The organism is Pseudomonas bharatica CSV86, from assembly GCF_000319305.2.
GTDB lineage: Bacteria > Pseudomonadota > Gammaproteobacteria > Pseudomonadales > Pseudomonadaceae > Aquipseudomonas > Aquipseudomonas bharatica.
The window spans coordinates 1,121,083-1,135,821 of record NZ_AMWJ02000002.1; the positions used below are offsets into that span (position 1 = coordinate 1,121,083).

Below are 14,739 nucleotides of genomic sequence, written 5' to 3' on the forward strand. Positions count from 1 at the left end.
GTGTGGGCTCAGACCAGGATGGACTGGCCGCCGAGCAGCTCGCGCGCCTCGTACGCGGCACGTACCGGGGCGAAGGAACGCCGATGGATCGGCGTCGGCCCCAGGCGGGCCAGTGCTTCAAGATGTATCGGCGTGGGGTAGCCCTTGTGCCCGCCGATGCCATAACCGGGATAGATCAGCTCGAAAGCGGACATCTCGCGGTCGCGGGTGACCTTGGCCAGGATCGACGCTGCCGCGATTGCGGGCACCTGGCTATCCCCCTTGACCACCGGGGAGGCCGGAACCTGGAGTTTCGGGCAGCGGTTACCGTCGATCAGCGCCAGTTTCGGGGCCACGTGCAACCCTTCGACGGCTCGCTGCATGGCCAGCATGGTGGCATGCAGGATGTTCAGTTCGTCGATTTCATCGACTTCGGCGCGGGCGATGCAGAAGCTCAAGGCTTTTTCGCAGATCTCGTCGAAAAGCTTCTCGCGCCGCGCTTCAGTGAGTTTCTTCGAGTCGTTGAGACCAAGGATGGGGCGCGCAGGATCGAGGATCACTGCGGCAGTCACCACCGCGCCGCACAACGGGCCGCGGCCGACTTCATCGACACCGGCGACCAGGTCTTCGACCAGATTGAAGTCAAGTCCCATTTGCATTATCGATCTTCCAGCAAAGCCAGCACGGCATCGGCAGCCTGGTTCGAGGCGTCCAGACGCAAGGTGCGATGAATACGGTCGAAACCGTCGGTCTGTTGCGCACCATCGCCAACCAGCGGCGCCAGGGTTTGCGCAAGCGCCTCCGCAGTGGCGGCATCCTGCAACAATTCCGGAACCAGCAGGCGCTGGGCCAGCAGGTTGGGCAAGGAAACGTAAGGGCTTTTTACCAGGCGCTTGAGAATCCAGTAGCTCAATGGCGCCAGGCGGTAGGCTACCACCATCGGCCGCTTGAACAGCAAGGCTTCAAGGGTCGCAGTGCCCGAGGCGATCAAGACCGCGTCACACGCCGCCAGGGCCTGATGGGAGCGGCCATCGAGGAGTGTCAGCGGCAGGTCACGACCGACCAGCATCTGCTCCAATTGTGCACGGCGTGCGGCATTGGCGCAGGGCGAAACGAAGCGTACACCGGGGATCAGTTCGCGAAGGCGCTGTGCAGTATCGAGGAACAAGGCGCCCAGACGCCCCACCTCGCCGCCGCGACTACCCGGCATCAGCGCTACCAAAGGCCCGTCGGGCAAGCCCAGCGCCTGGCGCGCAGCCTGACGGTCGGCTTCCAGCGGTATGGTGTCGGCCAGCGGATGCCCGACGAAACGAACCGGCACGCCCTGCTCTTCGTAGAACTTCGCTTCGAAGGGGAACAGGGTCAGCATCAGGTCGCAGCCCTCGCGAATCTTCAGCACCCGCTTCTGCCGCCAGGCCCAGACCGACGGGCTGACATAGTGAACGGTCCTGATACCGGCCCGACGCAGTTTCAACTCGATATTGAGGGTGAAATCCGGAGCGTCGATACCGATAAAGACATCGGGTTTTTCCTCGATCAGCGTCTGGATCAACAGCTTGCGGCGCTTGAGCAACTCTGGCAGGCGGCCGAGCACCTCGACCAGGCCCATGACGGCAAGGCGCTCCATCGGGAAATAGGAGGACAGACCTTCGGCCTCCATCAATGGACCGCCGACACCGATGAAACGGATATCAGGATGGCGTGCCTTGAGCGCTCGCATCAGCCCCGAGCCGAGAATGTCGCCGCTGGCCTCGCCAGCCACCAACGCTACGCAGAGTGCCGACATATCAGCGGGTGATGCCGCGGGCGGAATTCTGGATCGACTGACGGAACAGTTCGACTTCAGGGAACTGCTGCGCCGAAGCTTCCAGTTCGATGACAGCCTGCTCGACGGTCAGGCCCTGGCGGTAGACCACCTTGTAGGCGCGACGCAGGGCGTGGATGGCATCCTCGCTGAAACCACGGCGGCGCATGCCTTCGAAGTTCATGCTGCGCGCTTCGGCGGGGTTACCGAACACGGTGACGAAGGCCGGGACATCCTTGCCGATTGCCGTACCCATGCCGGAGAAACTGTGGGCACCGATATGGCAGAACTGGTGAACCAGGGTGAAACCCGAGAGGATCGCCCAGTCTCCAACATGCACATGGCCGGCCAGCGCGGTGTTGTTGACCAGGATGCAATGGTTGCCGATCACGCTGTCGTGGCCGATGTGGGCATAGGCCATGATCAGGTTGTGATTGCCGATCGTGGTTTCCGAACGGTCCTGGATGGTGCCACGGTGGATGGTCACCCCTTCGCGAATGACATTGTCGTCACCGATCACCAGGCGCGTGGGTTCGCCTTTGTACTTGAGGTCCGGGGTGTCTTCACCGACCGAGGAAAACTGGTAGATGCGGTTGTTGCGGCCGATACGGGTCGGCCCCTTGAGCACCACATGCGGACCGACGACGGTTCCTTCGCCGATCTCGACATCCGGGCCGATGATCGACCAAGGACCGACCTCGACACCCTCGGCCAGCCTGGCCGAAGGATCGATGATTGCCCGAGGGTCAATCAAACTCATAGTTTACGTTCCGCGCAGATGATCTCGGCGGAGCACACCGGCTTGCCGTCGACCGAGGCCTGGCAGTCGAACTTCCAGATCTGGCGTTTGCAACTGATGAACTTCGCTTCGAGGATCAGTTGATCGCCCGGCAGTACCGGCTGGCGGAAGCGCAGCTTGTCGGAACCGACGAAGTAGTAGAGGGTGCCGTCCGTCGGCTTGGCATCGAGCATCTTGAAGCCGAGAATGCCGGCAGCCTGAGCCATTGCCTCGATGATCAGCACGCCCGGCATGATCGGGTGCGCAGGGAAGTGACCATTGAAGAAGGGTTCGTTGATGCTGACATTCTTGTAGGCACGAATGCGCTGACCCTCGACGTCCAGTTCCACTACCCGATCCACGAGCAGGAACGGATAACGGTGGGGCAGGTATTCGCGAATCTCGTTGATGTCCATCATTTCTGGGGGAAGCCTGTAGTAAAGATAGGAAACACGTGCATGGCGCCGTGCACCTTGGGCTATGTGGGACCATCACTGGACAGCCCCACGGCCTTGATCAGGAAAAAGGTGTCAGCCATCAGATGAAGGCTGGCCGCCCGAGGTCACGGCATCGACGCGCTTTTCTACCTGTTGAAGTCGTTTGGCCATGTCGTCCAGCTGACGAATCCGCGCAGCGCTCTTGCGCCAGTCGGCCAGGGTCTGCATCGCCGTGCCGGAGGAATAGCCGCCTGGCTCGGTGATGGACCGGGTGACCATGGTCATGCCGGAGACGAAAACGTTGTCACAGACATCGATGTGACCCACCATGCCCACGCCGCCGGCGATGGTGCAATGCTTGCCGATCTTCGTGCTGCCGGAGATACCGACACAGGCCGCCATGGCCGTATGGTCGCCGACCTGGACGTTGTGGGCGATCTGGATCTGGTTATCGAGCTTGACGCCATCACCGATACGGGTGTCAGCCAGCGCGCCCCGATCGATCGCGGTATTGACCCCGATCTCCACGTCGTCGCCGATGGTCACGCCACCGATCTGGGCGATCTTCTGCCAGATACCCTTCTCGTTGGCGAAGCCGAAGCCCTCGCCGCCAAGCACCGCACCGGACTGAATGACCACGCGCTTGCCGATACGCACGTCGTGGTACAGGGTCACGCGCGGTGCGAGCCAGCCACCCTCGCCGATCACACTGCGGGCGCCGATGAAGCAATGGGCACCGAGGGTGACATTGGCGCCGATCACCGCGCCGCTCTCGATGACCACGAAAGGACCGACACTGGCACTGGCATCGACCTGCGCGTCCGCCGCCACCACGGCGCTGGGATGAATCCCCGCCACAGCCTTGGGTTTGGGGTCGAACAGGTGGGAAATGCGGGCGTAGGCCAGGTAGGGATCGGGCACAAGCAGCGCGTTGCCGGAGAACCCTTCGGCATCGGCGGCACGCAGCAGCACCGCGGCAGCCTGGGTATCGACCAGGTATTTGCGGTACTGGGGATTGGCGAGGAAGCTCAATTGGCCAGGGCCGGCTTCCTGCAGGGTCGCGAGGCCGGAGATTTCGAGCTCGGCAGGACCCTGCAGGGTCGCGCCGAGGAACTCGGACAACTGGCCAAGATTCATGGTCGCCGTCATATCAACGGGACTGGTTCATGCGCTCGATGACCTGGCGGGTGATGTCGTACTGAGGCTTGACATCGATGACCGCGCCACGCTCGAGAACCAGGTCGAAGCCGCCTTTCTTGATGACTTCCTCGACAGCGCCATCGAGCTTCGGCTTGAGCTGCTTGAGCATGTCACGATCGGCGACGGCCTTGGCCTCGTTCAGTTCCTTGGACTGGAACTGGAAATCACGGGCCTTCTGCTTGAATTCCAGCTCCAGGCGCTCGCGTTCGCCCTGGGGCATCTTGTCGCCGCCCTTGACCAGGCGATCCTGGATGCCCTTGGCGCTGCTTTCCAGGTTCTTCAGCTTGGTCAGTTGCGGACCGAACTTCTTCTCGGCATCGACCGCGTAGGCTTTCGCCGCGTCGGACTCCAGCAGGGCCATCTGATAGTTCAGAACGGCTACTTTCATTTCGGCAAACGCCGGGGTCGCGACCAGGGCCGCAGCCAGTACCGCCAGTTGAGTCAGCTTACGCACGATGCACTCCTACAGAATCCGTTGTCGTTTACGTGGACCAGACCCTTAGAAGGTCTGCCCCAGAGAGAATTGGAACACCTGGGTATCGGCATCGTCCGGTTTCTTCACCGGCATCGCCAGGCTGAAGCTCAACGGACCCAGTGCAGTGATCCAGGTCACACCCAGGCCGACGGAGCTGGCCAGGCCGGAAAGGCCGACCTTCTCGCAGTCTGGCTTGGAGCCGCAGTTGGTATCGAAGACGTTACCCACATCCCAGAATACCGAGGTACGCAGGGAGCGCTGGTCCTTGACGAACGGCAGCGGGAACAGCAGTTCGACACCACCCTGCACGAGGACGTTACCACCGAACGGCAACGGATCCTGGTCCGGGTCAAGTGCGGTACCGGGATTGGTTCCCTTGCTCGGCGTACTGCGCGGGCCAAGGCTGCTGTCCTTGAAACCGCGAACCGAGTTGAAGCCACCAGCATAGTAGTTTTCATAGAACGGTAGGCCCGAGGTCGAACCATAGCCGTCGCCATAACCCAGCTCGGTATGCAGGCGCAGGGTGTAGTCGTTGGTGATCGGCTTGAACAGCTGGCCACGGTAGTCGAGCTTGAAGAACGACAGGTCGCTGCCCGGCGTGGTCGCTTCCAGGGTCAGGCTTTGCGAATGACCGCGGGTCGCCAGCACGCCCTTGTTCAGGGTGGATTCGGACCAGCCGGCCGAAGCCTTGAAGTTCAGGAAGCTGTCGTCACCTTCCTCGCGCAGGAAGTCGAAGATCTCGTCGACGGTGTAGGTACCGGTCTTGATCTTGTCCTGCTGCACGCTCAGGCCGAAGGTCAGGCGCGACGTCTCGCTGATCGGATAGCCGACGTTGACACCGGCACCCAGGCTGTCCACCGCATAGCTCGCCACGTCGACATCGAGGTCGTCGTAGTTGGTGGTGCGATAGAAGGCGTTGTAGCCCAGGCTGACGCCGTCGGCGGTCCAGTAGGGGTCGACGAAGCCGAAGTTGTATCGGCTCTGGTACTCGGAACGGGTCAGGCCGATGGAGACCTTGTTACCGGTACCCAGGAAGTTGTTCTGGCTGATCGAACCACCGAGGATCAGGCCGGCGCTCTGGGCAAAGCCGACGCTGGCGGTGATCGAGCCGGAAGCCTGCTCTTCCACGGTGTAGTTCACATCGACCTGGTCGTCGGTACCCGGAACGGCCGGGGTCTCGACGTTGGCTTCCTTGAAGAAGCCCAGGCGCTCAAGACGGGTCTTGGACTGGTCGATCAGGTAGGTCGAAGCCCAGCCACCTTCCATCTGGCGCATTTCGCGACGCAGCACTTCGTCTTCGGACTTGGTGTTGCCACGGAAGTTGATGCGGTTGACGTAGGCACGCTTGCCCGGATCGACCACGAAGGTGATATCGACGGTGTGGTCTTCGTCGTGGGGTTGCGGCACGCCGTTGACGTTGGCGAAGGTATAGCCTTCGTTGCCCAGGCGACGGGTGATCAGCTCGGAAGTGGTGGTCATCACCTTGCGCGAGAATACCTGGCCTGGCTGGGCCAGCAGCAACGCCTTGACCTGGTCTTCCGGAACCTTGAGGTCACCGGAGAGCTTGACGTCGCGGACGGTGTACTTCTCGCCTTCGTTGATGTTGACGGTGATGTAGACGTGCTTCTTGTCCGGGGTGATGGAGACCTGGGTGGAAGCGATATCCATGTTGATGTAGCCGCGGTCCAGGTAGTAGGAACGCAGGCGCTCAAGGTCACCGGAGAGTTTTTCACGGGCGTACTTGTCGTCGTTCTTGAAGAACGACAGCCAGTTGGTGGTCTTGAGTTCGAACAGGCCTTGCAGGTCTTCGTCGGAGAACACGGTGTTGCCCACGACGTTGATGTGCTGGATCGCAGCGACCGTGCCTTCGTTGATCTTGATCTTCAGGCCGACGCGGTTGCGCGGCTGTGGCACCACCTCGGCGTCAACCTCGGCCGAGTAGCGGCCCTGGGCGACGTACTGGCGCTGCAGCTCGTTGCGCACACCTTCGAGGGTCGCGCGCTGGAAGATCTCGCCTTCGGCCAGGCCGGACTGTTTCAGGCCCTTCATCAGGTCTTCGGTGCTGATCGCCTTGTTGCCCTCGATCTCGATGCTGGAGACCGACGGACGCTCAACGACGTTGATGATCAGGACGTTGCCGTCGCGGCTGAGGTTGATGTCCTGGAAGAACCCGGTCTTGAACAGCGAGCGGGTCGACTCCACCAGGCGGCTGTCATCAGCCTGGTCACCGACGTTCAGAGGCAGGGCGCCGAAAACGCTGCCGGCGGAAACCCGCTGCAGACCGTTGACGCGAATATCGGAGATGGTGAAGGACTCGGCGTGAACTTCAGCGATCATCAGTGCGGCGAGAGCCGCAGTTAGCAGCAGACGTTTCATGAAGTCCTTTTTTATTCCAACTGGCAATGAACGACCCGCCACAAGGGCGCGGCAGGATCGCAATTGAGCGAAGCGTTACAGTCGACCCAGATCGTTGATCAGGGCGAGCAACATCACCCCGACTACCAAACTGATACCGATCTGGACCCCCCAACCTTGCACCCGGTCCGACAGCGGACGACCACGCACCCACTCGACCAGGTAAAACAGCAAATGCCCCCATCCAGTACCGGAATGGGCAGCAAGTTAAGAACCCCCAGGCTAATGCTCAGATAGGCCAGGAAATTCAGGAAATCTCCGAGGCCGGACTGGGCCGAAGCGCCCGCCACTTTAGCAATGGTTATCGGTCCGCTCAAGTTTTTTACCGAGAGCTCGCCGAAGAGCATTTTCTTCAGCGAATCAAGGGTCAGGACGCTCATGTTCCAGGTCCTGGAAAGGCCCTCGCCTACCGCTTCCAGCGGCCCGTAGCTGACTTCGCGAAGCATCGTGGCGGGCCACTCCACCGCAGCGACACCGGCCCCGAGGTAACCGGCGGCAGCCTTGCCCTCGCCGCGGCTGGCCAGGGTCACCGGCACATCGAGGCGAGCACCGTCGCGCTCCACAGCCAGCACGACGCGACTGCCGGCACGACTGCGCACGCTATCGACCACCTGCTGCCAGTCGGTCAGCGCCTGCCCGTCCAGGGCCAGCAGGCGATCACCGGTTTTCAGACCGGCGGCCTGGGCCGGACCTTTCGGGTCGAGCTCAGCAAGCACCGGGGCCAAGGCCGGGCGCCACGGGCGAATACCCAGGGAATTGATCGGATCAGGCTCGTCGGCGCCCTTGAGCCATTGCTCGAGCGCCACCGTATGGGTGCTGCCGGTAGAGGCGCCGTCGTCGCGAACATCGATACGCAGCGAACCGCTCTCGCCCAGACGCCGCACCAGCTGCAGATTGACCGCAGCCCAGCCGCTGGTCGGCTTGCCATCGATGGAAACGATCTCCTGACCGGCACTCAAGCCTGCTACCGCGGCCAGGCTCCCCGGCTCGACGGCACCGATGACCGGGCGCACCTGCTGGCTGCCGAGCATGGCCAGGATCCAGAAGAACAGGATGGCGAGCAGGAAGTTGGCGATCGGCCCGGCAGCGGTAATGGCGATACGCTGGCCAACGCTCTTGCGATTGAAGGATTGCTCCAGCAGCGCCGAAGGCACGTCGGCCTCGCGCTCGTCGAGCATCTTCACGTAGCCGCCGAGAGGAATGGCGGCGATCACGAACTCGGTGCCCTGGCGATCATGCCAGCGCACCAGCGGCGTACCGAAGCCGACGGAGAAACGCAGGACCTTGACGCCGCAACGCCGAGCCACCCAGAAGTGCCCGAACTCGTGGAAGGTAACCAGTACACCCAGTGCGATCAGGGTGCCGATGATCATGTAGAGCGCGCTCATGTCTTTCTCCGAATAACCTTCAACCGGGCCGGGTTCGACAGCTCATCGGCCGTGACGCGTCAACCACTCTCCCGCCAGTTCCCTGGCGCGCTGGTCAGCGGCGAACACTGCATCGAGCGAGTCCAGCGCAACCACCGGTTCGCGTTCGAGCACCTGCCCGATCATACTCGCGATCTCCGGGAAGCGGATGCGCCCCCGAAGAAAGGCATCCACCGCGATCTCGTTGGCCGCGTTGAGCACCGCCGGGGCGCTGTTGCCTGCCTCGGCCGCTTCACGGGCCAGGCGCAGGCAGGGGAAACGCCGCTCGTCGGGCGCCTCGAAGTCGAGGCGGGCAATGGCGAAAAGATCCAGCGGCGGGACCCCGGAGTCAATGCGCTCGGGCCATGCCAGGGCATTGGCGATCGGCGTGCGCATGTCGGGATTGCCCAACTGGGCCAGGACCGAGCCGTCGACATAATCGACCAGGGAGTGAATCACACTTTGCGGATGCACCACCACCTCGACCCGCGACGGTGGCGCATCGAACAGCCAGCACGCCTCGATCAGCTCGAGGCCCTTGTTCATCATGCTCGCGGAATCGACCGAGATCTTGCGGCCCATGGACCAGTTGGGATGGGCACAGGCCTGCTCGGGAGTTACACGCTCGAGTTCAGCGGACGGCGTCTGACGGAACGGACCGCCGGATGCGGTCAGCAGGATCCGCCGCACCCCGACCCGGTCAAGGCCACGGGCATAGTCGCCAGGCAGGCACTGGAAGATAGCGTTGTGCTCGCTATCGATCGGCAGCAGTACCGCATTGTTGCGCCGTACGGCCTCCATGAACAGGGCGCCGGACATCACCAGCGCCTCCTTGTTGGCCAGCAGGACCTTCTTGCCCGCCTGCACCGCCGCCAGGGTCGGGCGCAAGCCTGCCGCGCCGACGATGGCCGCCATCACCGCATCGACCTGCGGGTCCGCCGCCACGGCACACAGGCCCCGTTCGCCGGTCAGCACCTCGGTACGCGAACCGCCGGCATCGAGCCCGGCACGCAGGGTTGCCGCCGCGGCTTCATCCGGCACCACGGCGAATACCGGAGCGTGCTTCAGGCACAGCGCCAGCAACTCGTCCAGCCGCGAGTAGCCGCTCAGGGCAAAGGTTTCGTAGCGATCCGGATGCCGGGCAATGACATCCAGCGTGCTCAGGCCAATGGAGCCGGTAGCTCCCAGCACGGTAATGCGCTGCACGCGACTCACATCACGCCCCAGTCGGCAGCCCAAAGCAGCACGGCGAACAACGGGATGGCCGCGGTCAGGCTGTCGATGCGATCGAGAATGCCACCATGCCCCGGCAGCAGGTTGCTGCTGTCCTTGATACCGGAGCGGCGCTTGAACATGCTTTCGGTCAGATCGCCAACCACCGAGCCCATGACGATCAACGCAGCGCCGAACAGGCCCAGCAGCAGTTCGCCAACGCTCCAATGTCGCACCAGGCCGACGCCCAGGGTGATGGCCAGGCTCAAGGCCAGCCCGCCATAGACGCCTTCCCAGCTCTTGCCGGGGCTGACCTGTGGCGCCAGCTTGCGCTTGCCAAAGGCCCGACCGGAGAAGTAGGCACCGATGTCGGCCCCCCATACCAGGACCATGACCGCAAGAATCAGCCAGTTACCCATGGACCAGTGCTTCAGCAGCACCAGCCCCTGCCAGGCAGGCAGCAGGATCAGCGCGCCGATCAGCAGCCGGCAGGCCGCACTGGCCCATAGTTCACTGCTGCGTGGATAAGTCATCACCAGCCAGGTCGCCAACCCCCACCACAACACCGAAGCGCCCAGCACCCAGGGCGCCAGGTCCGGCATCAGGTAGAGCAGCATCAGCAACCCGGCGATCACCGCGGCATAGGCCACCCGCAGCACCTGTGCCTCGAGGCCGGCAAGCCGGGCCCATTCCCAGGCGCCCAGCGTGACCACCAGGCCGATGAACAAGGCGAAGTCCGCCCCATCGAGCAGGAAGAAGCCACCGAGGGCGATCGGCAACAGGACAAGGGCAGTAATGATGCGTTGTTTGAGCATTAAGCACGGGCTCCGGCTTCGACCTGCTCGCTGGTTTTACCGAAGCGGCGCTGGCGCGAAGCGAAATCAGCCAATGCACTACGCATGGCCTCGTGTTTGAAGTCCGGCCAGAACAGGTCGGAGAAGTACAGCTCGGCGTACGCCAACTGCCATAGCAGGAAATTGCTGATGCGGTGCTCGCCGCCGGTGCGGATGCACAGGTCCGGCAATGGCAGGTCACCGGTAGCCAGGCAGGTCTGCAACAGTTCGGGAGAGATGTCCTCCGGGCGCAGATGGCCAGCCTGGACTTCACGCGCCAGACGCTGGGCGGCCTGGGCGATATCCCACTGACCGCCGTAGTTGGCGGCGATCTGCAGGATGAAGCGATTGTTGCCGGCAGTCAGCGCTTCGGCTTCGCGCATGGCTGCCTGCAACTCGGGATGGAAACGCGAACGATCGCCGATGATGCGCAAACTGATGTTGTTCTCGTTGAGGCGCCTGGCTTCCCGGCGCAAGGCCGAGAAGAACAGCTCCATCAACGCACCGACCTCATCGGCCGGGCGCTGCCAGTTTTCGCTGGAGAAGGCGAACAGGGTCAGGACCTCGACCCTGGCTTCGGCGCAGACCTCGATCACGGCCCGCACCGCATCCACGCCAGCCTTGTGCCCGGCGACGCCGGGCAGCAGGCGCTTCTTCGCCCAGCGATTGTTTCCGTCCATGATGATCGCGACATGGCGCGGCACCGAGGACGGCACACCTTGCTTGCTCTTTTCCATTGAAAAAACCCCGACCTTAGACGGCCATCAGGTCCTTTTCCTTGGCTTCCAGAGCCTTGTCGACTTCAGCGACGAACTTGTCGGTGAGCTTTTGCAGCTCGTCGGAGGCGCGACGCTCTTCGTCTTCGCTGATTTCCTTGTCCTTGGCGAGCTTTTTCAGGTCAGCCAGGGCATCGCGACGCACGTTGCGCACGGCAACCTTGGCTTCTTCAGCAACGCCACGGGCCTGCTTGGTGTAGCCCTTGCGGGTTTCCTCGGTCAGGGCCGGCATCGGAACGCGGATGGTGGTTCCGGCGCTGCTCGGGTTCAGACCCAGGTCGGAGGTCAGGATGGCCTTCTCGATCGCGGCGCTCAGGTTCTTGTCGTGAGCGACGATCTTCAGGGTGCGGGCGTCCTCGACGGAAACCGCAGCGACCTGGTTCAGCGGCATCTCGCTACCCCAGGCTGGCACCTTGACGCTGTCCAGGATGCTCGGGTGGGCGCGACCGGTACGGATCGCCGCCAGGTTGCGACCCAAGGCCTCGATGGACTTGCCCATGCGGTCCTGGGCATCTTTCTTGATATCGTTGATCATTGTTCGCCTTCCTCGATCAGAGTTCCTTCAGCGCCGCCCACTACGATGTTCAGCAAGGCGCCAGGCTTGTTCATGTTGAAAACCCGCAATGGCATCTTGTGGTCACGGCACAGGCAGATTGCGGTCAGGTCCATCACACCCAGTTTGCGGTCGAGTACTTCATCGTACGTCAGATGGTCGAACTTCTCGGCATGCGGATCCTTGAACGGATCGGCAGTGTACACGCCGTCGACCTTGGTTGCCTTCAACACGACGTCGGCATCGATCTCGATCGCCCGCAGGCAGGCAGCGGAGTCGGTGGTGAAGAACGGGTTGCCGGTACCGGCGGAGAAGATCACCACGTCACCGGAGTTCAGGTGGCGGATGCCCTTGCGGCGGTCGTAGTGATCGGTGACACCGACCATGGAAATGGCCGACATGACAATAGCGGGGATATTCGAACGCTCCAGGGCATCGCGCATGGCCAGAGCGTTCATGACGGTAGCCAGCATGCCCATGTGGTCACCGGTGACGCGATCCATGCCGGCTGCGCTCAGGGCCGCACCCCGGAACAGGTTGCCGCCGCCAATCACCAGGCCGACCTGGACACCGATACCGACCAACTGGCCGACTTCCAGGGCCATCCGGTCCAGCACCTTCGGGTCGATCCCGAAGTCTTCCGAGCCCATCAGGGCCTCGCCGCTAAGTTTGAGCAAAATGCGTTTATAGCGAGGTTGACGACCACTCACCTGCTGAGCCATTGCGAATCTCTCCTGCGGCGTTTGTATAAATTCCGGGCGGGCTGTTTTCAGCCTGCGCCAACTGTAGCTTGGCACCCACGGGGCGCCAGCGCGCTGGCGAATCTCGGCTTGTGGCTCGAAAAGCGCCTGCGCTTTGACAAAGAGGCTGCGCGCGTGAGCGGGCAGCCTCTTTGGGGCGACAGATGTGAATCCGTCTTATTGCTTCTGGGCAGCAGCCACTTGAGCGGCAACTTCGTCAGCGAAGTTGTCGACTGGCTTCTCGATGCCCTCACCTACCGCGAAGCGGGTGAACGAAACGATTTCAGCGCCGCCTTTCTTGGCCAGAGCACCAACGGTGATGTCCGGATCCTTGACGAAGGCTTGCTCGACCAGGCTGGCTTCCGACAGGAACTTGGTGATACGGCCGCTGATCATCTTCTCGACGATTTCAGCAGGCTTGCCTTTCATCTTGTCTTCGTTGAGGCTCAGGAACACGCCTTTCTCGCGCTCGATCGCTTCAGCGGAAACTTCCGATGGCAGCAGGAACTCAGGGTTGCTGGCAGCCACGTGCATGGCGATGTCCCTGGCCAGCTCGACGCTGCCGCCCTTCAGGGAAACAACGACACCGATCTTGTTGCCGTGCAGGTACGAACCCAGAACGTCGCCTTCAACACGCGCCAGACGGCGGATGTTGACGTTTTCGCCAGTCTTGGCAACCAGGGCGAGGCGAGCCTCTTCCTGAGCTTCGATCAGCGGAGCGACTTCGGTCAGCTTGTCGTTGAAGGCTTTTTCGACGCTGGCAGCAACGAATGCCTTGAAGTCGTCTTGCAGGGCCAGGAAGTCGGTCTGCGAGTTGACTTCGATCAGAACGGCGGTCTTGCCGTCGTCCTTGATGGCGATGGCGCCTTCGGCGGCAACGTTGCCAGCCTTTTTGGCAGCCTTGATGGCGCCCGAAGCGCGCATGTCGTCGATGGCTTTTTCGATGTCGCCGCCGGCCTTGGTGAGGGCTTTCTTGCAGTCCATCATGCCTTCGCCAGTACGCTCACGCAGTTCCTTGACCAACGCTGCAGTAATTTCTGCCATTTCAAAATCCTCTTGGATAGGTTTTCAACCATTCCACCCGCGATTAACGGGGGCTCAATTCTGGAAATCAACAGCCTGTCTCAAAGGCGAAGCGTCGATGATGCGGACACTTGGCGACAGGAGGATTTCAAGGTGGCAAAAAGGGGCCTAGCCCCCTTTTTGCGTGCCAAGTCGACGCGAGCGTCGCTTACTCGGCAGCTGGCGCTTCTTCAGCGTAAACTTCGGTGCCGCCGGCAACGTTGTTGCGACCACGGATGACGGCATCAGCCATCGAACCCATGTACAGCTGGATTGCGCGGATGGCGTCGTCGTTACCTGGGATAACGTAGTCAACACCTTCCGGGCTGCTGTTGGTATCGACAACGCCGATGACCGGAATGCCCAGTTTGTTTGCTTCGGTGATGGCGATGCGCTCGTGCTCGACGTCGATCACGAACAGTGCGTCCGGCAGGCCGCCCATGTCCTTGATACCACCCAGGCTGCGATCCAGTTTTTCCAGATCACGGGAACGCATCAGGGCTTCTTTCTTGGTCAGCTTGGCGAAGGTACCGTCTTCAGCCTGGGTTTCCAGCTCGCGCAGACGCTTGATCGAAGCGCGGATGGTCTTGTAGTTGGTCAGCATGCCGCCCAACCAGCGGTGATCGACGTACGGCGAACCGCAACGTGCTGCTTCTTCAGCAACGATCTTGCCAGCGGAACGCTTGGTGCCGACGAACAGGATCTTATTCTTGCCCTGGGCCAGACGCTCTACGAAGGTCAGAGCCTCGTTGAACATTGGCAGGGTTTTTTCCAGGTTGATGATATGGATCTTGTTGCGCGCGCCGAAAATGAACTTGCCCATTTTCGGGTTCCAGTAACGGGTCTGGTGGCCGAAGTGCACACCGGCCTTCAGCATATCGCGCATGTTGACTTGGGACATGATAGTTCCTTGATAAGTCGGGTTGGGCCTCCACGCATCCCAATGACCAACCCGCAGATCCAGTGGATCGGGGCACCCAGGTCACCGTGTCGATACGTGTGTGGGTTTATGCTTTGGGGGCCATCCCCACAAAGCGGCGCACTTTATACCACACTCGGATGACCAACG

At 62.0% G+C, this 14,739-nt stretch carries 14 protein-coding genes and 1 pseudogene; all 15 read right to left on the reverse strand.

All coding sequences use genetic code 11. The features are described from left to right. Positions 1 to 8: 8 nt before the first annotated feature. The 15 genes and pseudogenes from rnhB to rpsB all read right to left on the reverse strand — a co-directional run bounded on the left by rnhB (position 9) and on the right by rpsB (position 14,571). Positions 9 to 638: a ribonuclease HII gene (rnhB, locus tag CSV86_RS19015; RefSeq protein WP_009395250.1), complete on the reverse strand. Its 630-nt coding sequence runs from the start codon at positions 636 to 638 to the stop codon at positions 9 to 11. Beyond that, positions 638 to 1,765: a lipid-A-disaccharide synthase gene (gene lpxB, locus CSV86_RS19020; RefSeq protein WP_009395251.1), complete on the reverse strand. Its 1,128-nt coding sequence runs from the start codon at positions 1,763 to 1,765 to the stop codon at positions 638 to 640. The genes rnhB and lpxB overlap by 1 nt, the downstream gene beginning before the upstream one ends. A 1-nt stretch (position 1,766) precedes the next feature. After that, positions 1,767 to 2,543: an acyl-ACP--UDP-N-acetylglucosamine O-acyltransferase gene (gene lpxA, locus CSV86_RS19025; protein ID WP_009395252.1), complete on the reverse strand. Its 777-nt coding sequence runs from the start codon at positions 2,541 to 2,543 to the stop codon at positions 1,767 to 1,769. Continuing rightward, on the reverse strand, positions 2,540 to 2,980 hold the full coding sequence (fabZ, locus tag CSV86_RS19030; protein WP_009395253.1) for a 3-hydroxyacyl-ACP dehydratase FabZ: 441 nt from the start codon (positions 2,978 to 2,980) through the stop codon (positions 2,540 to 2,542). Before fabZ ends, lpxA begins: the two co-directional genes overlap by 4 nt. Positions 2,981 to 3,091: 111 nt before the next feature. Continuing rightward, positions 3,092 to 4,147 (reverse strand): UDP-3-O-(3-hydroxymyristoyl)glucosamine N-acyltransferase, encoded by a 1,056-nt coding sequence (gene lpxD, locus CSV86_RS19035; RefSeq protein ID WP_009395254.1) that lies wholly within the window; start codon positions 4,145 to 4,147, stop codon positions 3,092 to 3,094. A 1-nt stretch (position 4,148) separates the two neighbouring features. Next, entirely contained in the window at positions 4,149 to 4,652 is a 504-nt protein-coding gene (locus tag CSV86_RS19040; RefSeq protein ID WP_009395255.1) for an OmpH family outer membrane protein, read from the reverse strand. Between the two features lie 45 nt (positions 4,653 to 4,697). Then, positions 4,698 to 7,049 carry an outer membrane protein assembly factor BamA gene (gene bamA / locus CSV86_RS19045; RefSeq protein ID WP_009395257.1) on the reverse strand — a complete coding sequence of 784 codons (2,352 nt, stop codon included), beginning with the start codon at positions 7,047 to 7,049 and terminating at the stop codon, positions 4,698 to 4,700. A gap of 75 nt (positions 7,050 to 7,124) precedes the next feature. Then, a pseudogene (gene rseP, locus CSV86_RS19050) lies at positions 7,125 to 8,476 on the reverse strand (RIP metalloprotease RseP). A 42-nt stretch (positions 8,477 to 8,518) separates the two neighbouring features. Next, positions 8,519 to 9,709 carry a 1-deoxy-D-xylulose-5-phosphate reductoisomerase gene (ispC, locus tag CSV86_RS19055; RefSeq protein WP_009395260.1) on the reverse strand — a complete coding sequence of 397 codons (1,191 nt, stop codon included), beginning with the start codon at positions 9,707 to 9,709 and terminating at the stop codon, positions 8,519 to 8,521. Next, positions 9,706 to 10,521, reverse strand: coding sequence for a phosphatidate cytidylyltransferase (locus CSV86_RS19060; protein WP_009395262.1), 816 nt, complete (start codon positions 10,519 to 10,521; stop codon positions 9,706 to 9,708). The genes ispC and CSV86_RS19060 overlap by 4 nt, the downstream gene beginning before the upstream one ends. Beyond that, positions 10,521 to 11,276, reverse strand: coding sequence for a polyprenyl diphosphate synthase (gene uppS / locus CSV86_RS19065; RefSeq protein WP_009395263.1), 756 nt, complete (start codon positions 11,274 to 11,276; stop codon positions 10,521 to 10,523). The genes CSV86_RS19060 and uppS overlap by 1 nt, the downstream gene beginning before the upstream one ends. Before the next feature lie 16 nt (positions 11,277 to 11,292). Continuing rightward, on the reverse strand, positions 11,293 to 11,850 hold the full coding sequence (frr, locus tag CSV86_RS19070; RefSeq protein WP_009395264.1) for a ribosome recycling factor: 558 nt from the start codon (positions 11,848 to 11,850) through the stop codon (positions 11,293 to 11,295). Beyond that, entirely contained in the window at positions 11,847 to 12,590 is a 744-nt protein-coding gene (pyrH, locus tag CSV86_RS19075; protein WP_009395265.1) for a UMP kinase, read from the reverse strand. The genes frr and pyrH overlap by 4 nt, the downstream gene beginning before the upstream one ends. 195 nt (positions 12,591 to 12,785) lie before the next feature. Then, positions 12,786 to 13,652 (reverse strand): translation elongation factor Ts, encoded by an 867-nt coding sequence (tsf, locus tag CSV86_RS19080; protein WP_009395266.1) that lies wholly within the window; start codon positions 13,650 to 13,652, stop codon positions 12,786 to 12,788. A 187-nt stretch (positions 13,653 to 13,839) separates the two neighbouring features. Beyond that, on the reverse strand, positions 13,840 to 14,571 hold the full coding sequence (rpsB, locus tag CSV86_RS19085; protein WP_009395267.1) for a 30S ribosomal protein S2: 732 nt from the start codon (positions 14,569 to 14,571) through the stop codon (positions 13,840 to 13,842). Positions 14,572 to 14,739: the final 168 nt, after the last annotated feature.

Bases quoted from the DNA above. Each gene is read 5' to 3' on its own strand.
- lpxA (WP_009395252.1), bottom strand. From the start codon at position 2,543: ATGAGTTTGATTGACCCTCGGGCAATCATCGATCCTTCGGCCAGGCTG.
- CSV86_RS19060 (WP_009395262.1), bottom strand. From the start codon at position 10,521: ATGCTCAAACAACGCATCATTACTGCCCTTGTCCTGTTGCCGATCGCC.
- pyrH (WP_009395265.1), bottom strand. From the start codon at position 12,590: ATGGCTCAGCAGGTGAGTGGTCGTCAACCTCGCTATAAACGCATTTTG.
- bamA (WP_009395257.1), bottom strand. From the start codon at position 7,049: ATGAAACGTCTGCTGCTAACTGCGGCTCTCGCCGCACTGATGATCGCT.
- fabZ (WP_009395253.1), bottom strand. From the start codon at position 2,980: ATGATGGACATCAACGAGATTCGCGAATACCTGCCCCACCGTTATCCG.
- frr (WP_009395264.1), bottom strand. From the start codon at position 11,850: ATGATCAACGATATCAAGAAAGATGCCCAGGACCGCATGGGCAAGTCC.
- uppS (WP_009395263.1), bottom strand. From the start codon at position 11,276: ATGGAAAAGAGCAAGCAAGGTGTGCCGTCCTCGGTGCCGCGCCATGTC.
- lpxD (WP_009395254.1), bottom strand. From the start codon at position 4,147: ATGACGGCGACCATGAATCTTGGCCAGTTGTCCGAGTTCCTCGGCGCG.
- rpsB (WP_009395267.1), bottom strand. From the start codon at position 14,571: ATGTCCCAAGTCAACATGCGCGATATGCTGAAGGCCGGTGTGCACTTC.
- lpxB (WP_009395251.1), bottom strand. From the start codon at position 1,765: ATGTCGGCACTCTGCGTAGCGTTGGTGGCTGGCGAGGCCAGCGGCGAC.
- rnhB (WP_009395250.1), bottom strand. From the start codon at position 638: ATGCAAATGGGACTTGACTTCAATCTGGTCGAAGACCTGGTCGCCGGT.
- tsf (WP_009395266.1), bottom strand. From the start codon at position 13,652: ATGGCAGAAATTACTGCAGCGTTGGTCAAGGAACTGCGTGAGCGTACT.